Here is a 23,023-nt window from a genome sequence, read left to right as displayed (position 1 = left end):
CCCGGGGGGAAGCGAGGTCCACGGTGCGAGCGTGCGTGATGCGGGAGGGGCGGCTCGAGGTCGACGACGTCGCCGACCCGCGCCCCGAGGTGGGCCAGATGGTGGTGCGCACGCTGGCCTGCGGGATCTGCGGGTCCGACCTCCACTTCCTGCGCCACGGCGGGACGATGGTGGCGATGACCGACGAGCTGAAGCCGTCGATGGGCGCCAGTGCCATGACCATGGCCCCCATCGACCTGTCGCGCGACATCGTGATGGGCCACGAGTTCTGCGGCGAGGTCGTGGAGCTCGGCCCCGACACCGTGGGCCCCCGGCCCGGGGCGCGGGTGGTGTCGGTCCCCGTGCTCCTGTCGTCGACCGGCCTGCACCAGTTGGCATACAACAACGACTACCCGGGCGGCTACGCCGAGTACATGCTGCTCTCGGCGCCGCTCGCCCTCGAGGTCCCCAACGGGCTCGACCCCCGGCACGCCGCGCTGACCGAGCCGCTGGCGGTGGGCATCCACGCCGTGGCGCGCTCGGGGGCGACGGCGCGCGACGGCGTCGTGGTGGTCGGGTGCGGCCCCGTGGGCCTGGCCGTGATCGCCGCGCTGCGGGCGGTCGGCGTCGAGTCGATCGTGGCCGCCGACCTGTCACCGGCCCGGCGGGCCATGGCCCGCACCCTGGGTGCCACCGAGGTGGTCGACCCCGCCGAGGAGGGCGTCGTCGAGGCCTGGCGGCGCGTGGACGGGCGCCGGCCGCTCGTCGCCTTCGAGGCCGTCGGGGTGCCGGGCATGCTCCAGCAGCTGCTCCACGACGTGCCGCCCGGCACGCGCCTGGGGGTCGTCGGGGTGTGCATGGAGCCCGACCGCATCCTTCCGTACTTCGCCATCGTGAAGGAGCTCTCGGTGCACTTCGCCCTGGCCTACGGCGCCGACGAGTTCGCCGGCGCGCTGCGCGCCATCGCCGAGGGCGACATCGACGCGTCGCCCATGATCACCGGCACCGTGGACCTCGACGGTGTGCCGGGCGCCTTCGAGGCGCTCGCCCGCCCCGACGAGCACGTCAAGATCCTGGTGGAGCCCGTGTCGACGTGACGGCGCCCGCGTCGAGGCGTCGGTGGCTGCGCAGCGCCTGGCCGTGGCTGAAGTACGTGGTCGGGCTGGCGCTCGCCGGGCTCGCCCTGTGGGCGCTCGCCGGGCGGCGCGGCGAGCTGTCGGGAGCGTCGAGCTACCTGGACCACCTGCGCTGGTGGTGGCTGGGGCTGGCGGTGCTGGCCGAGGCCGGGTCGCTGGTGGCGTTCGGCATGGTCCAGAAGCGCCTGCTCGCCGCGGGCGGGGTGGGCACCTCGACGGGCCGCATGACCGGTGTGACCGTCGCGTCCACGGCCATCGCCAACTCCATGCCGGCAGGGCCCGTGGTCTCGGCCGTGTTCGCCTTCCGCCAGTACCGGGGCCAGGGCGCCGACGAGGCCCTCGCCGGCTGGACGCTGGCCGCGGTGTTCGTGGTGGCCTCGGTCACCCTGGCGCTGGTGGCTGCGGTGGGCATCGCCGTCGCCGGCGCCGAGGGCGCGGGCCTCGACCTCGTCGGCGTCACCGTCGCCGTGCTCGTGGGGGCGCTCGCCATGGGTGCGGTCTTCCTGCAGCGCCGCGCTCTGGGGTGGCTGGTCTCGGCGGCGGTGCGGGCCTCGCGCCGCCTCGTGGGATGGCCCCGCGGCGAGGTGGCCGGGCATGTCGAGCACATCATCGCCCGGCTCACCGTGGTCACCCTCGACCTGCGGCAGGTGCTGTCGGCCGTGGGCTGGGGCCTGGGCAACTGGGTCCTCGACTGCGGGTGCCTCGCCCTGTCCTTCACGGCCGTGGGCGTCGGCATTCCGTGGCGGGGGCTGCTCCTCGCCTACGGCGCCGGGCAGTTGGCGGCCAACCTGCCCATCACCCCCGGCGGCCTCGGCGTGGTGGAGGGCAGCCTGACCATCGCGCTGGTCACCTTCGGGGGGGCCGAGCCCTCGACGGTGGCGGCCGTGTTCGTCTACCGGCTCGTGAGCTTCTGGGGCGAGCTGCCGATCGGCTGGATCATCTGGGGTGCCTACGCCCTGGCGCGCCGGCCGCCGTTGGTGGCCGTCGCGGCGGCGGTCGACGGCGTGGCGGAGGAGGTGGCGTCGTGAGGCGTGGCGGAGGAGGTGGCGTCGTGCGGCATGGCGGAGGAGGTGGCGGGGTGCGTCGGGGCGGGCGGGGACAGCGGTGGCTGGTGGCGGGGTGCGCGGTCATGGCGTTGGGGGCGGTGTCGCTGTCGGGCTGCACCTCGGCGCGCGACACGCTCGGCACGAATTCGAGCCCGTGCTTCCGGGCGCTGGCGCTGGCCGAGGACGCCGTGCACGGCCGCGGGTCGTTCGCCGGGGTCCGCCTGGTGTCGGCCGCGCAGCTCGACACGGTGCACCACGTCGACGGTGTGCTGAAGAAACGCTCCACCACGCCGCTGCACAACCTGTGCCTGGTGTCGTACCGCGGGCGCTTCCGACTCGACCAGGTGTCGCGTCCCGCGGGGCGGCGCCCCGCGTCGGGATCGGGCCACTTCGCCATCGTGGTGGTGTCGAGCCCGCAGAACGTGCTGCTGGCCACGTTCGTGCTCGAGCGCGAGCCGCTGCGGTTCGAGCATCTGGCGCTCGCGGTGCCGACCGCCGGCCCGAGGGCCCCGGGGACGTAGGCCGTCGGGCCCCGGCCGCCCGGGCCCCACGGGCGGCGCCCTGACGCCCCGGGGCGCGCCGGGTCAGGGCCCGGGTGGCCCCGGTCCGTCGGCGCGGCTGTGGGGGATGTCGGTGCCGGCCGGCAGGGCCGACGCCGCCGGCGCGTGGGCCCCGTACTTCAGGCGCCGGTACAGCCCGGGGCGCCCGCGGCGCTCGGCGCGCCCGGCGCGTTCGAGCTGGCGCTCCACCTCCGCCCACGTGAGGGGCTCGTCGTCCCCGGCGGCGGCCTCGACGCGCTGTGCCCGGGCGAGCGCCGCCCAGGCCGCGCTCCACAGGACCGGGAGCGTCGCCACCTTGGCCACCACGCCCGCCAGCTGCTGGTCGACGAGTGGCGACAGACCGATGGCACGGTGGGCGCCGGCGAACGCCGGGTACAGGGGGTGCCGGGCGAACACGTAGACGATCGCCGGGAAGGTGGGCACCACCGATTGCACGAAGAGGTAGGCGGCCAGCGCGACGGGCAGCGTGCGGTGCGCGCCCGGGACGCGGCGCAGCGCCGGCCCCCACAGGACGGCCCCGCCCAGCACGAGCGTCGCCGCGATGGCGCCGCGCCACCACGGCGAGGATGCCTGGGCGGCGACGGCCGGGGTGAGCAGCGTGCCGACGGCCACCGCGCTGAAGGCCACGACCGCCACCACCGGGCGCGTCAGGACGGCCAGGCAGGCGTCGAGGGGGGCGGGCCGGGTGAGGGCGGCCAGGACGGGCACGGGGGTGGCCAGGAGCAGGAGCGGCGCCACCGCCAGGGTGAGCAGGAGGCGCTGGACGACGAGGGCCGTGAGCGACCAGTGGGCGGCGAGGTCGGCGAGCGGCCACGTCAGGGCGAGCACGAGCGCCGCCACCGCGCCCGCCAGGAGCAGGCGTTGGCGACGTGCGGGGAGGGCGGCGGGCCCGGCGCGGCGGGCCACGCGCCGCGCCGCCAGCGCGTAGGCGAGCACCAGGGCGGCGATGGCGAGCCAGGCCACCGGGTGGAGATGGAAGGTCCAGGGCCCCGCGCCGGCCGCGTGGCGGTGCAGGGCGAGGGCCCCCGGCGCGGCGGTCACGGCCCCCGCCGCGTGTGTGCCGGAGCGGCCCGCCGGTGGCGGGGACCGGGCCGCCTACGCTCAGGGCCCATGGTGGACCGGCTGGAGCGGCTGACCGACCTCGTGCTCGTGCTGCTGCGCGACCAGCGGCCCAAGTCCCTGCGCGAGATCGCGTCGGAGGTCCCGGGGTATCCCGCGCAGGAGGGCGAGGCGCGCCGGCAGGCCTTCGAGCGCGACAAGCGGACGCTGCGCGACGGCGGCATCGAGGTCACGGCCATGCCCATCGAAGGGCCCGAGCAGGTCGGGTACGTCATCCGGCCCGAGGACTACTACCTGCCCGACCTCGACCTGGCGCCGGACGAGCAAGCGGCCCTGAACCTCGCGGTCGCCGGGGTCCACCTCGGCGATCCTAGTGGTCGGGACGCGCTGTGGCGCCTGGGCCTGCCGGCCTCCGCCGGGGCGCGGCCGGTGGCCGAGCTCCCCGCCCTCCCCGCGCTCCCGGTGCTCCACGACGCGTTGCGGACGCGTGCCACGGTGCGCTTCGACTACCGCGGCGAGCAGCGCCGGGTCGACCCCGCGCTGCTGCACTTCCTCGGCGGGTGGTGGTACCTGGTGGGCCACGACCTCGACCGGGGCGCGCCCCGCACGTTCCGTGTCGACCGCATGGACGGCGCCGTGGTCGCGGGGGAGCCGGGCTCGGCGTCGCTGCCCGAGGGATTCGACCCCGACGCCGCCATCCCCGACGTGCCGTGGCGCATCGGTGAGGGTGCCCCCGTCACCGTCGCCGTGCGCGTGGACGCCACCCTCGCCGACCTCGTGCTCGACGAGCTGGGGGCGGGCGCCCTGGCGCGCCGGGACGACGACGGGGCCGTCGTGGTGCACATCGAGGTGACGAACACCGACGCCCTGCGCTCCTGGGTGCTCGAGCTCGGGGACCACGCCGAGATCCTGGGCCCCGAGGAGGTGCGCGCCGACATGGTGGCGTGGCTCCAGGCGCTGTCCGGCCCCGACGGCGCGGGGGGGTCGTGATGGCCACGCGCGCCGACGCCGGGTCGCGGCTGCTTCGGCTGCTGGCCGTGCTCACCTGGCTGGCCCGGGTGGGGCGGGCGCCGGTGTCGGAGTTGTCGGAGCGTTTCGGTCTCGATCCCGACGAGCTCATCGCCGACCTGGAGCTGGCGGCGTGCTGCGGCCTGCCCCCCTACAGCCCCGACCAGCTCATGGAGATCATCGTCGACGACCAGGAGGTCGTGGCCGACCTCGGCGCCGAGCTGGCCCGGCCCCGGAAGCTCACCGCCGCCGAGGGGTTCGCCCTGGCGGCGTCGGCCCGCGCCATCGCGGCGGTGCCGGGCGCCGATCCCGACGGTGCCCTGCGGCGGGCGGCGGCGAAGCTCGACGCCGTGCTCGGGGGCCGGACCCTGCTGCGCATCGACCTGCGTGAGCCCGCGCACCTCGCCATCGTCCGGGACGCCGCCGAGCGCGGGCGCCAGCTCGAGCTGCGCTACTACTCGGCGTCGAGCGACCGGGAGTCGCGGCGCGTCGTCGACCCGGTGGACGTGGTGTCGATCGAGGGCCGGTGGTACCTCGACGGGTACTGCCACAACGCCGAGAGCATGCGGCGCTTTCGCGTCGACCGCGTGTCCTCGGCGCGCCTCACCGGCGAGCCCGCCTGCCACGGCGCCCCCGCCGCCACCGCGACGGCAGGTGCCGCCACCGGTCGGCCCGGTGACGCCCACCGCGACGGCGAGGGCGACGGCCGGGCCGGGCCGGGTGCCGAGGCCTTCGTGCCCGGGCCCGAGGCGACGGTGGCGCACCTGGCGGTGGACGACGAGGCGGCGTGGATCATCGAGGCCCTCCCGACCTTCGGGACCGAGCCGCTGCGCGACGGGCGCACCCGCGTCACGTTGGCCGTGGCGAGCACCGTGTGGTTCGGCCGGTTGTTGCTGCGCCTCGGGCCGCACGCCGAGGTGCTCGACCCGCCCGAGCTCGCCCAGGCGGGGCGCCAGGCGGCGCGCCAGCTGCTGTCGCGCTACCGAACGCCCCGGCCCTAGCCGTCGATCCGGCCCATCCCGCCGGGCGCGGGGCGCACGCGGCCTGTCCGGCCTGTCGCCCGTCGTCACCGTCGTCACGCGGGGTCCCGGCATCCGGTCGTACCGAGTGCTGTCGTCGTGCGGACCGAGCCGACCGACCCTCCCGGGCAAGGATGGCGGCGAGGTCGTCGGTGAAGCGCGACCGACACCCTCCCCACCGGGCCCGCCGGTGCCGTGCCGGGCGCAGCCCCTGGAGGGTCTGTGCTGCGGGTGGCCAAGGTCCGGGCGGGCAGGCACGCCTACTACCTGGAGGTCGCCACCGGCCCGGGCGGGACGGGTATCGAGGCGCCCGGCGAGTGGCTCGGGACCGGGTCGGCGACGCTCGGCCTGGGCGGCGTCGTGGAGGCCGACGCGCTCGGGGCGGTGCTGCGCGGCGACCACCCCGGCACGGGCGAGAGACTCGGCCGGTGGCACGACCGGGTCTCCGTGGCCGGGTTCGACCTCAGCTTCTGTGCGCCCAAGTCCGTCAGCCTCCTGCACGCGCTGGGTGGGCCGGTCGTCGGCGCCGAGGTGCGCGCCGCCCACGACGCCGCTGTCACCGCGGCCCTCGGCTACGTGGAACAGCGCGCCGTCGCCGTGCGCCGGGGCGACGGCGGCGTCCCCGTCCCGGTGGCGGCCGCCGCCGTGGCGAGCGCCGGGTTCGTGCACCGCGTCAGCCGTGCCCTCGATCCCCACCTGCACAGCCACGTGGTCATGGCCAACCTCGGCCGCGGTCCCGAGGGGTCGTTCACGGCGCTCGACGGGCGCGGCCTGTACGCGCACGCCGCCGCCGCCGGCGCGCTCTACCACGCGCAGCTCCGCCACGAGCTGAGCCGGCGGCTCGGCGTGGCGTGGGAGCCGTTGCGCGCCGGGCGGGCGGACGTCGCCGGGATCGGCGCCGAGGCGCGGCTGGCGTTCTCGCAGCGCGCCGTGGAGATCGCCCGGCACCTGTCGGAGCGCGGCCTCGGCGGGGGCCGGGCCCGCGCCGTCGCCGCCCATGCCACCCGCCCGGCGCGCGACCCCCATGTGTCGGCCGACGACCTCCGGCCGTCGTGGGAGCGCCGGGCGCGGGCGGCGGGCCTGAGCCCGGGGCGGCTCGAGGCGGTGCTCGACCGCGTGCCGCGGCGCGTTGTCACCGGTCCCGATGCCGGCGGCCACGCCTTGGCGTCACCCACCGCCGCCGCCGACGTGGTGGAGGCGCTCGGCCGGCGCAGCCCGACGGCCACGCGGCGCGACGTCGTGCGGGCGTGGTGCGGGTCGCTCCCGGCCGGCGCGCCCGCGGTCGAGGTGGAGGCCGCCGCCGACCGCCTGCTCGGGTCGCTCCCGACCACGGCCGCCCACGCGGCGCGGGCCGAGGGGCGCGGGGTGGGGGAGCGGCGACACGTGGTCGGCGGCCGCGTCGTGGAACAGACGGCCCCGGCGCTCGGCGTCGCTCCCGGCCGCGACGACCGGGCCGAGCACGCCGAGCTCGGCCGCCTGCTGGCACGACGGGGCATGGAGCTGCCGGCGCCAGGACGTCACCGCGACCGGGCGCGGTCGCGGCACGAGGACCTCGGGATGGGGCTGGGCTGATTCCGGGACCGCCGGATCTTCGACCACCGGAGCCGGACCCCGGGCCCCGGTCGGGAGCCCTCCCCCTCGACCGGCCCGCGGCGGGCGGGTCAGGAGCGCGGCGGCACGATGGGCCCGGCGTCCCCGTAGCCCTGGCGCACGCCCCGGCCGGCACGACGGGTGAGCTGCTCGGGCTCGTACACCATCCAGTACGCGTTGCGGGCGTGCTTGCGCGCCCGGTCCACGCACACCGCGGCGAGGCGCTCGGGGTCCTCCTCCTCGTTCTCGTGGACGAAGACCTCGAGCACGTGGGTGTTGGTGAGCAGCTGGGCGAGCATGATCCCCTGCGACGCCTCGTGCGCGCACACCTGGTCGACGGCGGCCTTGCCGGGCATGCCCAGGGCCACGACGATGGCGCAGCCCTCCTCCTCGACGAGCTTCTTGCACTCGACGCCGAGGTCCTTGAAGCCCGGGACGGTGCGCCTGACGACCTCGAAGCGCTCCCCGTGGCCGGGGCACTGCTTCAGCTCGTCGACGGCCTCGGTGCCCATGTCGTACCGGGCGAACATGGTGTCCACGACGCCGATCCGGTCCACGGGCTCAGTCTCCCACGGGGGCCGCCGTCGCCACGCCGTGGTCCCGGCACCGCGCCGTGAACCCCGCCGGCGTGACCACCACCGCCATGCGCCGCCCGCAGCGGTCGCAGAACCGGGGTGGGTCGAGCCGGCGCCCGCACCCCGGGCAGTCCGGCCGGGGCCGGCCGCAGCCGGTGCAGTACCGGTCCCCGCCCGCCTGTCCTCCGGTCGCCTCCACGGCGCCGACGCTAGCGGCGGCCCCAGCGGTGGCGCCCGATCCGGGAATAGCCACGGGGCCCGGGAGGTTCGACCACCGGATGCGCAGCGACCCCGCCGACGCGTCGCGGCCGCGCCGCCCCCGGACCTTCACGGCGGCGGCACGCGAGCTCGCCGCCCGTGACCCCGTCGTGGCCGGGCTGGCCGAGTCGTTCGGCTTGCCCCGCCTCGGCACGCGCGACGCCACCCACTTCGCCGCCCTGGTGCAGTCGATCGTGTACCAGCAACTGGCCGGGGCGGCGGCGTCGGCCATCCACGGCCGCCTGGTGGCGGCGCTCGACGCCGACGTCAGTCCGGAGGCCGTGCTGGCGCTGTCGCCCGACACCATGCGGACGGCCGGGCTGTCGGGCAACAAGGCGGCCTCGCTGCGGGACCTGGCCGCCAAGGTGGTCGACGGGACCGTCGTCCTCGACCCGCGCGGCATCGCCCGCGAGGACGACGAGGAGGTGATCGAGCGCCTGTCGACGGTGCGGGGCATCGGGCGCTGGACGGCGGAGATGTTCCTGCTGTTCCAGCTGCGGCGGCTCGACGTGTGGCCCACCGGGGACCTGGGGGTCCGCAAGGGCTACGGCCAGGCCTGGGGCGTGCCCATGCCCTCGCCGCGTGAGCTGCAGCCCCTCGGCGACGCCTTCCGGCCCTATCGTTCGGTGGCCGCCTGGTACTGCTGGCGGGCCACCGAGCTGCCCGGCGCGCCCGCCGGCCCGCTCACCGGATAGGGCGGGCGCACGGAGGATCGGTTGCCAGGAGCGCCAGGCGCACACGCAGACACGCCACGGGGCGCGGCACAGGGCCCGGGTGGGCCCGGCGGGGGCGAGTGGTGGCGCTCCGCCGTCCTCTACCAGGTCTACCTCCGGTCGTTCGCCGACGCCGACGGCGACGGCGTCGGCGACCTGGCCGGGCTCCTCGAGCGGCTGGAGCACCTGGCTTGGCTGGGTGTCGACGCCGTCTGGCTGAGCCCGGTGGGCCCGTCGCCCAACGCCGACTGGGGCTACGACGTGGCCGACTACTGCGACGTGCACCCGGTGTTCGGCAGCCTGGCCGACCTCGACCGGGTCATCGCCCGGGCCGCCGAGTCCGGGATCCGCGTGCTGCTCGACCTGGTGCCCAACCACACGAGCGACCACCACCCCTGGTTCGTCGAGTCGCGCTCGTCGCCCCGGGGCCCGCGGCGCGACTGGTACGTGTGGGCGGACCCCGCGCCCGACGGCTCGCCCCCCAACAACTGGGTGAGCACCTTCGGTGGCCCGGCATGGACGTTCGACGACGCCTCGGGGCAGTACTACCTCCACAACTTCCTCCCCGAGCAGCCCGACCTCAACTGGTGGAACGACGGCGTGCGCGCCGCCTTCGACGACATCCTGCGCTTCTGGTGGGACCGGGGCGTGGCGGGGTTCCGCATCGACGTCTGCACCATGGTCGTCAAGGACGCCCAGTTGCGCGACAACCCGCCCGCCACCGAGGACGACCCGTGGATCATGCAGATGTTCGGGCAGCGCACCGAGTACAACAGCAACCGGCCCGAGGTCCACGACGTGCTGCGGCGGTGGCGGCGGGTGTCCGCCGGCTACGACGAGCCGCGCCTGCTCCTCGGGGAGACCAACGTCGAGGAGCTCGAGACGCTCTGCTCCTACTACGGCGCGGGGGACGACGAGCTGCACCTCGGCTTCAACTTCCCGTTCATCGAGGCGCCCTTCGAGTCGGCCGCGCTGTCGGGCATCGTGGCGCGCACCGAGGCCCTGCTCCCGCCGGGGGCGTGGCCGGTGTGGACAGGCTCGAACCACGACGTGTCGCGCCTGGCCACCCGGTGGGCCGGGGGCGATCCCGCCCGGACGCGCCTGGCGCTGCTGATGCTCCTCACCCTGCGGGGAACCCCGGTGCTCTTCCAGGGCGACGAGATCGGGCTCACCGACGGCGAGCTCTCCGAGGAGCAGCTCCTCGACCCGGTGGGCCTGCGGTTCTGGCCCCACTACGCGGGCCGCGACCCGCAGCGCACGCCCATGCCGTGGGACGGCGGGCCCAACGGCGGCTTCAGCGCGCCGGGGCCGACGCCGTGGCTGCCCATGACCGACCCGGCGGCGTGCAACGTCGCCGCCCAGCGCGCCGACCCGGCGTCGGTGCTGTGGTTCGTGCGCGACGTCATCGCGCTGCGCCGGGGGTCACCGGACCTCCACGGCGGCGACTACCGCGAGATGGCGGCGCCCGACGGGGTGTGGGCATGGCGGCGCGGCGAGTCGACGGTCGTGGCGCTCAACCTCGGGGACCTCCCGGCGGCGCTCGACCTCCCCGGCGCGCACCACGTCCTGATCGGCACCGACCGGGCCCGCGACGGGTCGGACGCGCCGTCGCCCGTCCGGCTCGGGCCTTGGGAGGGCGTCGTGCTGGCGGCGCCCACCGGCGGGCTTCGATCTCCGTGAGCGACCGGAGGTAGTCGCGCCCCGAGCGACCGCCGGGCGCAGGGCGCAGGGCTCACCAGTCGAGGCCGAGCACCTCGCGCATGGCCTTCTCGAAGGCGGCGTCGTCCAGGGCGGCGCGCGCCCCGAGCACCATCTCGGCATCGGTCCCCACCGGCACCCTCCACGGGACGCCCGGCGCCTCGACGGCGTCGGCGATGGCGGCCGCCACCACCTCGGGGCCGGGCGCCTCACCCCGACCGAGGCGCTCCTCGATCTTCCTCGTGGCCGCCTCGAGCTCGTCGTAGGGGGGCGCGTCCACCCCGAAGTCGCGGTGCGACTCGCCGATGTTGGTCTTGAAGTAGCCGGGCTCGATGACGACGACGTTGATGCCGAAGTGCCCGGCCTCGACGTGCAGCGCCTCTGACACCGCTTCGAGCGCGTACTTGGACGCGGCGTAGAACCCCGACAGCGGGGCGGCCACGCGCCCCGACACCGACGACAGGTTGACGATGGTCCCCGTGCCCCGCGCCCGCATCCCGGGGAGGACCGCCTGCATCATGCGCAGCGCGCCGAAGAAGTTCGTGTCGAACAGACGCCGCACCTCGGCGAGGGGGACGAGCTCGACCGGGCCGCCGATGCCGATGCCGGCGTTGTTCACGAGCACGTCGAGTTCCCCGGCGGCCGCCACGGCGGCGGTCACCGAGGCGTCGTCGGTGACGTCGAGGGCCAGGCGCTGGTCCACGTCGAGGTCGGCGAGGGTCTCGGGGCGCCGGGCCGTGGCCACCACCTGGTAGCCGCGCTTCTTCAGCTCGACGGCCGTGGCCCGCCCGAACCCGCTGGAGCATCCCGTGATGAGCACCCGCGCCATGTCCCGCCTCCTCGCCGGCCGGAGCCCGTCCCCGCCCGGCCCCGAGGATAGAGGCGGTACGGAATGATGGCCCCGTGACGGACCGGACCGGTGGGCCGGGCGACATGCCGGGCGACATGCGGGGCGGCGTGCCGGGCGACCCCGGCTTCGACGCGTACCTCGACGCCGTCCTCGTCGGCGGGCGCGAGGAGCGACCCGTGGTCCTGGCCGATCCCGACCCGACATGGCCCGCCGTCTTCGAGCGCCAGCGGGCCGCGATCGCCAGGGCCCTCGGCGGGCGCGCCCGGCGGATCGACCACGTGGGGTCGACGGCGGTCCCCGGGCTCGCCGCCAAGCCCATCGTCGACATCCAGGTGACGGTGGAGGACCCCGACGACGAGGTCGCGTTCGCGCCCGACCTGGAGCGGGCCGGCTACCTGTTGCGGGTGCGCGAGCCCGGCCACCGCATGTTCCGCACGGCGGGGCGCGACGTGCACGTGCACGTGTGGGCGGCGGGGTCCGACGACGAGCGGCGCCACGTGCTGTTCCGGGACTGGCTGCGCCTCGACGCCGACGACCGCCGCCTGTACGAAGACACCAAGCGCCGCCTGGCCGCCCGGCACTGGCGCGACGTCAACTACTACGCCGAGGCGAAGTCGCCGGTGATCGCCGCGATCATGGGGCGGGCCGAGGCCTGGGCGACCCACACGGGGTGGCGCCCCAACTGACCGCCGCCGCCGCCGCCTCCGCCACCGCCGCCTCCGCCGCCCGGCGCCCGGCGCCCGGCGCTACAGCGCGGCGGTGAGCGCCCCGAGCGGCATGCGCAGGTCCTCGAGCATGCGCAGGTCCTCGGCGGGGGAGCGACCCAGCGTGGTGAGGTAGTTGCCCACGATGAGCGCGTTGATGCCGGCGGTCATGCCCATGGCCTGCAGGTCCCGCAGCGTCACCTCGCGTCCGCCGGCGTAGCGCAGGATGACGCCCGGGAGCGCCAGGCGGAACAGGGCGATCCAGCGGATGGCCTCCCAGGCGCCCACCACGGGCCGGTCGCCGAGCGGGGTGCCGGGCCGGGGGTTGAGGAAGTTGACGGGTACCTCGGTGGGGTCGAGGGCGCGCAGCTGGAGCAGCAGCTCGACACGCTGGGCGTCGGACTCGCCCATGCCCACGAGCGCCCCGCAGCACAACTCCATGCCGTGGGCGCGCACCAGCCGGCAGGTCTCGGCGCGCTCGTCCCACCCGTGGGTGGTGACGACCTGCGGGAAGTAGGACCGGGCCGTTTCGAGGTTGTGGTTGTACCGGTGCACGCCCCCCACCGCCAGGCGCCGCGCCTGGTCGTCGGTGAGGATGCCGGCCGACACAGCCACGTTGAGCCCGGTGCGCTCGCGTACCAGGGGGACGAGCTCGAGGATGCGGGTGAGGGTGCGCTCGTCGGGGCCGCGCACCGCCAGCACGATGCAGAACTCGGTGGCCCCGAGCTCGGCGGTCTCCGCCGCGGCCCGGAGGACCTCGTCGGTGTCGAGGAACGGGGTGGCCTTCACCGGCGTGTCGAAGCGCGACGACTGGGCGCAGAAGTGGCAGTCCTCGGGGCAGCCCCCGGTCTTGGCGGAGAGGATCCCCTCCACCTCCACGGTGGGGCCGCACCAGGCCAGCCGCACCTCGTGCGCCAACGACGCCAGTGCCATCACCGACTCGTCGGGCACCACCGCCAGGCTCACCAGCTCCTCGGTCTCGAGGAGCCGGTGCTCGTCGAGCAGCGCCACCCCGGCGGCGGCGATGCGGGCCCGGGCCCCGGACGCGCTCGGGGGCTCGGGGAGGAGCACCGGGCAGCGCTCGACGGGCGCTCTGAGGGAGACGGTGCTACGCGTTGGGGGAGCGGTCACGTCGGCAGGCACCGGCACACGGTAGCGGGCGGCCCACGAGGCTCGGAACAGGAGGCAGGAACGTGGCGTGGGACTTCGAGACCGAACCCGACTACGAGGCCAAGCTGGCCTGGGCACGCGCCTTCGTCGACGAGGAGATCGTGCCCCTCGAGACCCTCGACCTCGAGAGCGACGACCTCGCCCGGGCGGTGCGCCCCCTCCAGGAGGAGGTCAAGCGCCAGGGCCTGTGGGCCGCGCACATGCCGCCCGAGCTCGGGGGCATGGGCTTCGGCCAGGTCCGCCTGGGCCTGCTCCACGAAGTGCTGGGCCGCTGCTTCATCGCCCCCTTCGTCTTCGGCAACAACGCGCCCGACTCCGGCAACGCCGAGCTGCTGGCCGTCGGGATCGAGGCGTCGGGGCGTGAGGACCAGCGCGCCCAGTGGCTCGAGCCCCTGCTCGACGGCACCCGGCGCAGCGCCTTCTCCATGACCGAGCCGGGGGCGGGCGCCGACCCCACCCTCATCGCCACCACGGCCGTGCGCGACGGCGACGAGTGGGTGATCAACGGGCACAAGTGGTTCACGTCGAACGGGTCGATCGCCGACTTCCTCATCGTGATGTGCGTCACCAACCCCGACGTGCACCCCTACGTCGGCTGCTCGATGATCGTCGTGCCGGCCGACACGCCCGGCGTCGACATCGTGCGCGACGTCTCCACCATGGAGCACCCCTTCCCGCACTTCGGCAAGTTCGGCGGCCACTCCGAGATCGTCTACCGCGACGTCCGGGTGCCGGCCGGGAACCTCGTCGGCAACGAGGGCGAGGGGTTCCGCCTGGCCCAGATGCGGCTCGGGCCGGGGCGCATCCACCACTGCATGCGCTGGCTCGGCCAGTCCCAGCGCGCCTTCGACATGCTGTGCGAGCGGGCCGTGTCGCGCTATCTGCACGGGTCGCTGCTCGCCGACAAGCAGATGGTCCAGAGCTGGGTGGCCGACTCCATGGCCGAGATGGCCGCGGCCCGCCTCATGACGCTGCAGGCGGCCTGGAAGATGGACCGCGACGGCGCGCCGGCGGCGCGCGTCGAGATCGCCATGATCAAGTACTACGGGGCGGGCGTGCTCTACAACGTCATCGACCGCGCCATCCAGGCCTACGGGTCGCTCGGGTTCTCCACCGACATGCCGCTCGAGCACATGTACCGTGCGGCGCGCGCGGCGCGCATCTACGACGGCCCCGACGAGGTGCACAAGGTGACCGTGGCCCGCCAGGTGCTCAAGCGTTACACGCCCGCCGAGGTGCCCACCGAGCACGTGCCCACCCGGCGTGCGGCCGCCCGCACGAAGTTCGCCGACCTGCTCTCCGAAGTCAGCGCCAACGACTGAGTGGGCGCCGACGACCGGGTGGGCGCCGACGACCGAGTGGGCGCCGACGACTGGGTGAGCGCCGACGACCGAGTGAGCGCCGACAACCGGGTGAGCGCCGACGACCGGGTGCGGCCGGCGCGGGCGCGCGTCACTCCGCCCGCAGGAGCAGGGACGTCGACGTCCGGGCGGCGATGCGCCCGGGGACGGCGGCGACGAGGTTGGCGAGCACCAGCGCGGCCAGCGCGATGAGCGCGACCGAGAGACCGGGAATGCTCGGTGCCGGCACGACGTCGATCTGGTGCGCGAAGACGTCCCACAGGACCCGACCGAGCACGATCCCGAGCGGTACCCCCACGACGGTGCCGATGGCGACGGCCACACTCGACTGCCAGGCCACGGCGGCCGCCAGCTGTCGCGGCGTGAACCCCAGCGTCTTCAACAGGGCCAGGTCGCGTCGTCGGCGCCGGACGGTCGCCACCAAGGTCAACCCGAGGGCGATCACCGCACCGCCGGCCAGCCCGGCACCGAGATAGGCGGGCGTGGTGCCCATGGAGCGGTAGTTGACGATTTCGGCGGGACGCTGCACGGGCAGCACGGACACCGGACCGTTCGCCTGTGCGCTCAGGCCGGCGGCCACCCGCCGCAGTGAGCGCAGCGCCGCTGTGGGGTCCGCGCCGGAGCGGAACCTGACGAAGATCACGTTGGGATCGCTCCCGTTGCCTGTCTGGCCTTCGACGATCGCCGACGACAGCATCGCCCCGGTCCCCATGGTGGTGTGCAGCTTGCCGCTGGAGCCGATGGTGGGCAGCGTGGCCGTCCCCACGACGCGGAGCCGAGCCGTGACCCCACCCGCCAGGCTCACCCGGACCCACTCGCCCAACTTCTCGCGCAGGTCGGCCATCGTGGTGGCCCCGAGCACGATCTGATCGGGTGCGCGCAGGGTCGTTCCCGACAGCACGGGGGGAGCCACGGCCGCGCCGGGGCGAGCCCCCAGGACGGGCACCGTCCGCCCGTCGATCTGGGCGGTCCCGTAGAACACGCCCGTCCACCCGGCCACGAACCGGTCGGCATCGAGAAGTGCCCTGGCCTGCGGCGCGGGGATGCCGGCATTACCGCCGAAGTACGAGTTGAGCGCCTCGTCCCAGTTCCATCCGTACAGCGCCGGGCGTGCCACGAGCGTGTCGAGGCTGGCGCCGAAGACGACGGTCGTGACGACCACGGTCATGGCCAGGACGGCGCCCACGATGGCGGCGCGCACCGGGACGGCGCCGGCACCACCCCCGGGCTCCAGGGCGAAGCCGATCCCCGTCACCGCCGGCGCCGGGAGTCCCGAAGCCGTCGCCGCCCTGGCCAGCGCGGATCTCGCCGCCGCCGCACGCTGCGGCCGGCCGGCCAGCCGGTGCGGTGCCTGGCGGTACGCGAGCGCGACGGCGACCGCAGCGAGACCGACCACGAGCACGGCCACCCCGGCACCCAGCACCGTCCAGTCGACCGCCACCCCCGGCGTGGGGTCGACCGGCCGCGCCGCGCCGACAGGAGCGAGGGGCGACAAGCCGACGGCCACGGCGGCGGCCGACAGGGCGCCCAGGATCACGGCGACGACGATCCCGAAGAGCGCGTCGGCCGTGGTCATGGCCGGGCCGGCGCCGAGCGCCTGTATCGTGCGAGCCTGGTCGGCCCCGGCGCGCAGCTGGCGGCCGATCACGAGTCCGGCGAGCAGCAGGGCCGCCACCGCGGCGATCCCGCCGAACACCCCCAGGGCGAGGGATTCGGGCCTGATGGCGCGCTCCGCCTTGGCCTCGGTGGCCGAGGTGACGTAGAAGTTCGGCGGGATGCCCGGCATCGCCCGGGCGATCTCGCCCTCGACCGTGCTCACCGCCCGGCTGCTGCCGTCGAGCTGGAGCCCGCTCACGGCGAACGCCCCGCAACACACGGCGAGAGGCCGCGCCAGCGCCGGCGTGAAGAGGATGAACGTGGTCGCACTGTCGGTGTCGTCGCGGACCACGGCGTCGTTCGACGACACGATGCCCACGAGCGTGACGTCGATGCGGCGCACCGGCTCGAGGCGCGCCGTGCCGTAGGCGGGATCGTCCGCCTGCGCATTGGTGTAGAAGCCCAGGCTCGCCGTCGCACCGAGGTGCAGGCCGAACTCCTCGGCTGCGGCGGCGGTCATCACGACCTCGCCGGGCCGTCGCGGGTCGGCCATGCGGCCGGCGACGACCGAGACGCGGTCCTGAGTGGAGTACTCGCCGTCCAGGCTCCCGTAGAGCAGTGCCTGGGGCCCTCCGTGCGCACCGATGCCGCCGCCGGGGTTGCCGTCGGGCCCGAGGGTGAGGACGTTGTTGAACCCCACGAGGGTCTCGACGCGCCGGACGTGGGGGAGGCGGGTGAGGGCGCGCACCGCCACCGGGTCGTAGTTGGGGACGCCCGAGACCGGGTCGAGCTTCGCCGTCGTGTCGACCAGGTCGGAGGGATCGGTGCTGGCCAGGTAGGCGGGGAACGACGACTGCGTCCGGCGCGCCGCGGCCACAGCCCCCATGGCGATCCCGCCCACCAGTCCGACCAAGACGACGAGGGTCAGATACCCGCCCCCGCGGACGCGGATGGTGGTCCGGAACCGGTACCAGGCGAAGCGGGGGAGCCCTCCGCTCACGATGATCCGCCGGCGAGCCCTGGTCCACCCACGTCCCGGTCGACCTCCGCCTGTCGATCTGACCCGTCCGCATCGAAGTGTGGCCCGATCCGGTGGGGTGTCCAAGGGCGTCAGCCCGTGTCTCGCGCTGGTGCCAGCACCACGCTCATCGGCATCCTGGCGCGTCGACGCGAGGCTCGGCCCCCCGGCGGGGAGTGCGGTACCCTGCCCCCCCGGATCGCCCACCCGGGAGGCGAGGTGCGGATCGTCGTCAACTGTGTGCCCCAGGCAGGACACATCCTGCCCCTGCTGCCGCTCGCCGAGGCCTTCGCGGCCCAGGGTGACGACGTCGTCGTGGCCAGCGGCCCCGACGCGGCACCGGCGGTAGCCGGCCACGGGCTGGCCTTCCGCGCCACCGGCCCGTCGTTCGACGAGTGGTTCGCGGCGCTCCGGGCCAGGACCCGCGGGATCCCGGGCGACGGGCTGGCGCCGGCGCGCATCGAGGCCTACTTCGTCCCCCGGCTCTTCGGCGAGGTCGGCACGGCCCTGGTCCTCGACGACCTGCTGGCGCTGTGCCGGGAGGTGGAGCCCGACCTCGTCGTCTTCGACCCCTACGCCTTCGCCGCCCCCTTGGCGGCGGCGGCCACCGGGGCGCGCGGCGTGATGCACGCCATCGGCGCGCTCATGGACCGCGGTGTCCTCGACCTTGCGGCCGACGCCGTCTCGCCGATGTGGCGCGAGCTCGGCATGGACGCGGCGCCCTGGGCGGGCGTCCACGCCGGCACGACCCTGACGATCTGCCCGACGTCGCTCGACCACGGGGCCGACGGCCTGGAGCGGGCCCGGCCCCTGCGCCCGTCGCCGTTGCCGCTGCCCGATCCGCCGGCGCTGCCCGTGTCGTGGGACGACCCTGGCCGGCCTCTCGTCTACGTCACCCTCGGGACCTTCTCGAACAACGCCGTCGACCTCTTCCGCCTCGTGCTCGACGCCCTGGCGGACGAGCCCGTCAACGTCCTGGCCACCATCGGGCGCGACAACGACCCGGCGGCGCTGGGGCCGGTTCCAGGCAATGCCCGCGTGGAGCAATTCGTGCCCCAGGCCGCCGTGCTACCGCACTGCGCGGCGGTGGTCCACCACGCCGGCGCGGGCACCATGTTCGGGCTCCTGGCACACGGGCTCCCGTCGGTGGCGCTGCCGCAGAGCGCCGACAACTTCACGGTGGCCGAGCTCATCGCCGAGGCCGGCGTGGCGCGCCGCCTGCTTCCGGGCGAGGTGACCGCGGACGCCGTGCGGTCGCACCTGCGCACCGTGCTCGGCGACGCCTCCTACGCGACGCGTGCCCGGCAGGTCGCCGAGGAGATCGCCGCCATGCCGTCGCCGCAGGACGTCGCGGCGGCGTTGCGGCAGTAGGGCGCGGCGGTCACCGCCCAGGTCGCCGCCATAACCGCCCCGGCGCGAACCGACCGGCCGCCGTGGTCGGGTGGGCGCCCACGCCGGTCACTGCGCCCGCAGGAGCTGGCGGGGCTGCGAACGTGTCGCCACCAGCGCGGGCGCGATGGCCAGCACGTTGGCAACTACCATCACGCCCACCGCGAGGGCGACGAGGAGCCACGCCTGCGCGACGGGTACGGGGACGACGCCGAGGTTGTCGGCGAACGCCCGCCACACCTCCTGGCCGATCACGATGCCCACGGGCACGCCGATCACGATGCCGATGAGCGCCATGGTCGTGGCCTGCCAGATGACCGACGATGCGACCTGGCTGTTCACGAACCCCAACGCCTTGAGGAGCCCGATCTCCTGGCGCCGGCGCGCCACGCTCACCACCAGGAGGTGGATCAACGTGGCGGCCCCCGACACGGCCAGCATGATCCCGAAGATCAGGGGGAAGTTCACCGCCTCCCCGAAGTTCACGAGCGACGTCGGGACGATCGGGAGCGCGGTGATGGCCCGGTAGGCGCTGAAGTAGTGGTGCACGGCCGCCTGACCCCGCGGACCGGGGACGACGCTCGCCAGGATCCCGCCACCGATCGGCTGGGAGACGAAGGCCTGTACGCACCCGGCGCGCCCGGGGCCCGGCGGGCACGCGGCATCCTCGTACGCCGCCAGGGTGACGGCGGCACCGGTCCCGAGGCTCACAGCCCCGCCGAGCACCGGGAAGGAGTTCTGCGACACCACCCGGAACGGCACCGTGCGCCGGGCTCCTGAGGGTGTCGACACCGTGACGGGCACCACGGACCCGAGATGGGCCCCGGCCTGTCGCATCGTGGTGGCACCGAGGCCGATCTGGCCGTCGCCCCGCGGTGCGTGCCCACGGACCGACGTGAGCAGGAGCGGCCCCCGCACGGGGGTCCCGAGCACCGCCCCCACCGACACCTTGCCCACGGCGACCTCGACGGCGAAGCCCTCGGTGATCGCCGTCACGGCCGGGTCGTGCTCCAGGCTGTGGAGCAGGGCAGGGTCGGGCGGGCCCCCGTTGGGGTTGGTGAAGTTGAGCTGGTAATCGTCGCCGTAGAGCCGCGGCGTGGCCGTGAGGTGCGACAGGCTGGCGCCGAACACCCCCGTCCCGATCAGCGCGACGACAGCCAGGACGGTGCCGAGGAGGGCCGAGCCGACGGGGACGGTCGTCCCGCCGCTGCGCCGCTCGAGGGCGTTGCGGACGCCCACGACCGCGCTCGGCGGCGCGCCGGCGGCGGCCAGACGGGTGACCACGGTCGACGGGCGTGACGCCGCGTCCCGGGCGCGGGGCCGCAGGGTCCCCGCGGCCCGGCTCGCGGGCCAGGTGCCGAGCGCCACCACCGCGACCACGACGGCGAGCGCCCCCAGGCCCACGACGAGGTGGTCGACGGTGACGCCGGTCGACGGCTCGGCCGTCCGGGCTTCACCGAGGGGGGCGATCGGGGACATGGCCACCGCCACCGCCGCGGCCCCGACGGCGCCGGACAGCGCCACCACGGCGTTCCGGGCCAGGCCGAGCAGGACGAGCTCCCGGCGCTCGAGACCGAGCACCGCCAAGGTGGGGTAGTCCTGGGCCTCCACGATGCTCTGGCGGAACAGGGCCTGGCCGATGATGGCCACGCCGACGAGGGCGGCCAAGGCGGCGAGGATCCACCACCCGACGGCCTGGGGATGGATCGACGCCTCGATCGACGCCAAGGCGGCGTCCTGGTTGCTGGCCTGGGCACCCAGCGCGCTCACGTCGTGGTCGAAGCGCGGCAGGTCGGCGGCGCCGTGGCGCAGCCGGACGAAGTACACGTCGCCGTACGCGGTCCGGGGCAGGACCGTGCGAGCGAACGCCGCGCTCGTGGAGATGTCGTAGGACGGCGTGCTGCCCGATGGGAAATCGAATTCCGAGGCCTCGAACCCGACGACCCGGAACGCCATCGCCGGGCCTGCGGGGGTCGGCAGCGCGCCGGTGGCGTTGTTGTACGCGTCGAGCTGCGAGGCCGCGTACAACGGTACGTGGATGACCGTCCCGATGTGCACGCCCACCTGCTGCAGCGGGTAGGCGGCGATCACCTCGTCGGGGGCCGACGGGTTCGGCAGCCGTCCCGCCACGAGCTTGAAGATGGGCTTCCCGGCGGGGGGAACGAGGACACCGAAGGTCACCGAGTCGATCTGGCCCGAGCACGCACACGTCGGTTGCCCGTTGTCCGGCCCGCGCACCAGGCGGGCCGAGGTGACCTCGGGGAGAGCGGCGATCTTCGGGACCGGCTGGTAGGCGTAGACGGCGCTGTCGAAACCGTAGGCGGCGACGAAGCGCGGGAACGCCGATGCCGTTCGCCGCCCGGCGACGGCCGCCGCCATCACGAAGCCACCGACCACGGCGATCAGCACCGCCAGGGCGAGCCACGACCGCCACCGCCGGCGCAGCTCGGCACGGAACACCAGTCTGAACGCCCCCACCACCACCACCTCCCCGGGTCAGTGTGGTCGATCGGGGACCGGCGTCCAATGAAGGCAGCCGGTGTGGGGCATCGGGTGCCAGCACCCCGGCCGCCGCCGGGTGTGGCCAGTATCCCCGGCGGCACACCAGGGTCCACCCTTGACCGGGCCCGGCGGCCGTGGCCAAATCACGCCATGACACGGGGCACGAGGCGGGCGCGCGCCCCGGGAGCGGGCGGCCGGCCGTGCGGGTGACGATCTGCGGGGCCCGGGGGTCCACGCCCGCACCCGGCCCCGACTTCGTCCGCTACGGCGGCCACACGTCGTGCGTGGCCCTGGCCCACGACGGCGAGCGCCCGAGCCTCGTGCTCGACGCCGGCACCGGCATCCGCCGCCTGACGCCGCTGCTCGGGGGCGAGCCCTTCGCGGGCGCCATCGTGTTCGGCCATCTCCACTGGGACCACACCCAGGGGCTGCCGTTCTTCGCCGCCGCCGACCGGCCCGACGCCCGCTGCGACGTGTACCTGCCCGCCCAGGGTGACTCCGAGACGGTGCTGCGGCGCTTCATGTCCCCCCCCACGTTCCCCATCACGCCGGCGGAGCTGCGCGGCAGCTGGCGCTTCTGTGGGCTCGAGCCCGGCACGCACGACATCGAGGGCTTCACGGTGCGGGCGCTCGAGATCCCCCACAAGGGTGGGCGCACCTTCGGCTACCGGATCTCGGACGGCTCGTCGTCGCTGGCGTACCTGTCGGACCACTGCCCGACAGCCCTCGGCCCCGGGCCCGACGGCCTCGGCGAGTACCACGAGGCCGCCCTCGCCCTCGTGGCAGGCTGCGACCTCGTCCTGCACGACGCCCAGTACCTCGACGAGGAGCTGGCCACCCGGGCGAGCTTCGGCCACGCCTCGGCCGGCTACGCGGCGCGCCTGGCGGCGCGCGGCGGGGCCCGGCGCCTCCTGCTCTTCCACCACGACCCCCCGCGCACCGACGACGACATCGATGTGCTGGTGAAGTCCTTCGCCGACGGCCCCGTCCGGGTGGACGGCGCCGTCGAGGGGATGGTCGTGGACCTGCCGGAGGCGCCGGCCCCCTGAGGGCCGTGCCCACCTCGGCTTTTCGGGCCTGGCCTAGTGTCTTGCGCCATGGCGGTCCGGGTGGTGCTGGCGGAGGACAACTACCTCGTGCGCGAGGGCGTGCGCAAGCTCGTCGACTCCGAGCCCGACCTCGAGGTGGTGGGGGTGTGCGAGGACTACGACTCCCTGCTCGCCACGACCGAGGCCGAGCTCCCCGACGTGGTCGTCACCGACATCCGCATGCCGCCCACGGGCACCGACGAGGGCATCCGGGCGGCCTCGGTGTTGCGCGAGCACCATCCCCACATGGGCGTGGTGGTGCTCAGCCAGTACTCCGAGCCCGCCTACGCGCTGTCGTTCCTCGACGGGGGGTCCAAGGGCCGCGCCTACCTGCTGAAGGAGCGGGTCTCCGACATCGGCCAGCTGGCCGGGGCCATCCGCGAGGTGGCCGGCGGCGGTTCGGTGATCGACCCGGTCGTGGTGGACTCGCTGGTGGCGGCGCGGGCCCGGCCCGACGATTCGCCCCTGCACCGCCTGACGGCGCGCGAGAAGGAGATCCTCTCGGAGATGGCCCAGGGGAAGAACAACGCCGCCGTGGCGGCGTCGCTGGTGCTCTCCGAGCGCGCCGTCGAGAAGCACATCAACTCGATCTTCTCCAAGCTGGCCCTCTCCGAGGAGCCCGACGTGCACCGCCGGGTGAAGGCCGTCCTGCTCTTCCTGTCCGCCCAGGACTGACCCCGGTCGCGGCGGGCCGGCCGCCGCCG

20 protein-coding genes are annotated in these 23,023 nt (G+C 75.2%); 13 read left to right on the top strand and 7 right to left on the bottom strand.

Going from position 1 to position 23,023, the window contains the following annotated elements; genetic code table 11:
• From VMV22_07205 to VMV22_07195, 3 genes are all read left to right on the top strand, one after another.
• Positions 1–1,076 (top strand): zinc-binding dehydrogenase (locus VMV22_07205; GenBank protein HUY22113.1); only part of this gene is annotated, 1,076 nt, incomplete at its 5' end.
• A complete protein-coding gene (locus VMV22_07200; GenBank protein ID HUY22112.1) occupies positions 1,073–2,143 on the top strand; it encodes a YbhN family protein in 1,071 nt (356 codons plus the stop codon). The genes VMV22_07205 and VMV22_07200, both read left to right, overlap by 4 nt.
• Before the next feature lie 50 nt (positions 2,144–2,193).
• Complete coding sequence (locus tag VMV22_07195; protein ID HUY22111.1) at positions 2,194–2,682, top strand: hypothetical protein; 489 nt, start codon at positions 2,194–2,196, stop codon at positions 2,680–2,682.
• A gap of 63 nt (positions 2,683–2,745) precedes the next feature.
• On the opposite strand, the gene VMV22_07190 is transcribed toward VMV22_07195, so the two are convergent.
• Positions 2,746–3,762, bottom strand: coding sequence for a cytochrome c oxidase assembly protein (locus VMV22_07190; GenBank protein HUY22110.1), 1,017 nt, complete (start codon positions 3,760–3,762; stop codon positions 2,746–2,748).
• A gap of 69 nt (positions 3,763–3,831) precedes the next feature.
• Between VMV22_07190 and VMV22_07185 the strand changes: the two genes are divergently transcribed.
• From VMV22_07185 to mobF, 3 genes are all read left to right on the top strand, one after another.
• Positions 3,832–4,770: a WYL domain-containing protein gene (locus tag VMV22_07185; GenBank protein ID HUY22109.1), complete on the top strand. Its 939-nt coding sequence runs from the start codon at positions 3,832–3,834 to the stop codon at positions 4,768–4,770.
• Complete coding sequence (locus VMV22_07180) at positions 4,770–5,789, top strand: WYL domain-containing protein (GenBank protein ID HUY22108.1); 1,020 nt, start codon at positions 4,770–4,772, stop codon at positions 5,787–5,789. The genes VMV22_07185 and VMV22_07180 overlap by 1 nt, the downstream gene beginning before the upstream one ends.
• A gap of 249 nt (positions 5,790–6,038) precedes the next feature.
• A complete protein-coding gene (gene mobF / locus VMV22_07175) occupies positions 6,039–7,379 on the top strand; it encodes a MobF family relaxase (GenBank protein ID HUY22107.1) in 1,341 nt (446 codons plus the stop codon).
• 89 nt (positions 7,380–7,468) lie between these two features.
• On the opposite strand, the gene ribC is transcribed toward mobF, so the two are convergent.
• A complete protein-coding gene (gene ribC, locus VMV22_07170; protein HUY22106.1) occupies positions 7,469–7,954 on the bottom strand; it encodes a riboflavin synthase in 486 nt (161 codons plus the stop codon).
• Positions 7,955–7,958: 4 nt separating this feature from the next.
• Positions 7,959–8,171, bottom strand: a complete 213-nt coding sequence (locus VMV22_07165; GenBank protein ID HUY22105.1) for a hypothetical protein — start codon at positions 8,169–8,171, stop codon at positions 7,959–7,961.
• Positions 8,172–8,250: 79 nt separating this feature from the next.
• Between VMV22_07165 and VMV22_07160 the strand changes: the two genes are divergently transcribed.
• The gene (locus VMV22_07160; protein ID HUY22104.1) at positions 8,251–8,925 is read left to right on the top strand and encodes a hypothetical protein; all 675 of its coding nucleotides are present in this window, start codon (positions 8,251–8,253) and stop codon (positions 8,923–8,925) included.
• 21 nt (positions 8,926–8,946) lie between these two features.
• Complete coding sequence (locus VMV22_07155; GenBank protein ID HUY22103.1) at positions 8,947–10,623, top strand: alpha-amylase family glycosyl hydrolase; 1,677 nt, start codon at positions 8,947–8,949, stop codon at positions 10,621–10,623.
• 52 nt (positions 10,624–10,675) lie between these two features.
• On the opposite strand, the gene VMV22_07150 is transcribed toward VMV22_07155, so the two are convergent.
• The gene (locus VMV22_07150; protein ID HUY22102.1) at positions 10,676–11,470 is read right to left on the bottom strand and encodes an SDR family oxidoreductase; all 795 of its coding nucleotides are present in this window, start codon (positions 11,468–11,470) and stop codon (positions 10,676–10,678) included.
• A 74-nt stretch (positions 11,471–11,544) separates the two neighbouring features.
• Here VMV22_07150 and VMV22_07145 point away from each other — a divergent pair, with 74 nt between their 5' ends.
• Positions 11,545–12,177, top strand: coding sequence for a GrpB family protein (locus tag VMV22_07145; GenBank protein HUY22101.1), 633 nt, complete (start codon positions 11,545–11,547; stop codon positions 12,175–12,177).
• Positions 12,178–12,237: 60 nt separating this feature from the next.
• On the opposite strand, the gene bioB is transcribed toward VMV22_07145, so the two are convergent.
• Positions 12,238–13,338 carry a biotin synthase BioB gene (gene bioB, locus VMV22_07140; GenBank protein HUY22100.1) on the bottom strand — a complete coding sequence of 367 codons (1,101 nt, stop codon included), beginning with the start codon at positions 13,336–13,338 and terminating at the stop codon, positions 12,238–12,240.
• Between the two features lie 50 nt (positions 13,339–13,388).
• On the opposite strand from bioB, the gene VMV22_07135 reads away from it, so the two are divergent.
• Positions 13,389–14,687 (top strand): acyl-CoA dehydrogenase family protein, encoded by a 1,299-nt coding sequence (locus VMV22_07135; protein HUY22099.1) that lies wholly within the window; start codon positions 13,389–13,391, stop codon positions 14,685–14,687.
• Between the two features lie 130 nt (positions 14,688–14,817).
• Here VMV22_07135 and VMV22_07130 read toward each other — a convergent pair whose 3' ends face one another.
• Positions 14,818–17,322 carry an FtsX-like permease family protein gene (locus VMV22_07130; GenBank protein ID HUY22098.1) on the bottom strand — a complete coding sequence of 835 codons (2,505 nt, stop codon included), beginning with the start codon at positions 17,320–17,322 and terminating at the stop codon, positions 14,818–14,820.
• 117 nt (positions 17,323–17,439) lie between these two features.
• Here VMV22_07130 and VMV22_07125 point away from each other — a divergent pair, with 117 nt between their 5' ends.
• Complete coding sequence (locus VMV22_07125) at positions 17,440–18,711, top strand: glycosyltransferase (GenBank protein HUY22097.1); 1,272 nt, start codon at positions 17,440–17,442, stop codon at positions 18,709–18,711.
• Positions 18,712–18,798: 87 nt separating this feature from the next.
• Here the strand turns inward: VMV22_07125 and VMV22_07120 are convergent, their stop codons facing one another.
• Positions 18,799–21,207: an FtsX-like permease family protein gene (locus tag VMV22_07120; GenBank protein ID HUY22096.1), complete on the bottom strand. Its 2,409-nt coding sequence runs from the start codon at positions 21,205–21,207 to the stop codon at positions 18,799–18,801.
• A gap of 224 nt (positions 21,208–21,431) precedes the next feature.
• Here VMV22_07120 and VMV22_07115 point away from each other — a divergent pair, with 224 nt between their 5' ends.
• A complete protein-coding gene (locus VMV22_07115; protein ID HUY22095.1) occupies positions 21,432–22,280 on the top strand; it encodes an MBL fold metallo-hydrolase in 849 nt (282 codons plus the stop codon).
• 48 nt (positions 22,281–22,328) lie between these two features.
• Complete coding sequence (locus tag VMV22_07110) at positions 22,329–22,994, top strand: response regulator transcription factor (protein HUY22094.1); 666 nt, start codon at positions 22,329–22,331, stop codon at positions 22,992–22,994.
• Positions 22,995–23,023: the final 29 nt, after the last annotated feature.

The organism is Acidimicrobiales bacterium, assembly GCA_035531755.1.
Lineage (GTDB): Bacteria > Actinomycetota > Acidimicrobiia > Acidimicrobiales > UBA8190 > DATKSK01.
The sequence above is the reverse complement of the archived record's forward strand: the minus strand, read 5'-3'. Positions and strand labels throughout refer to the sequence as shown.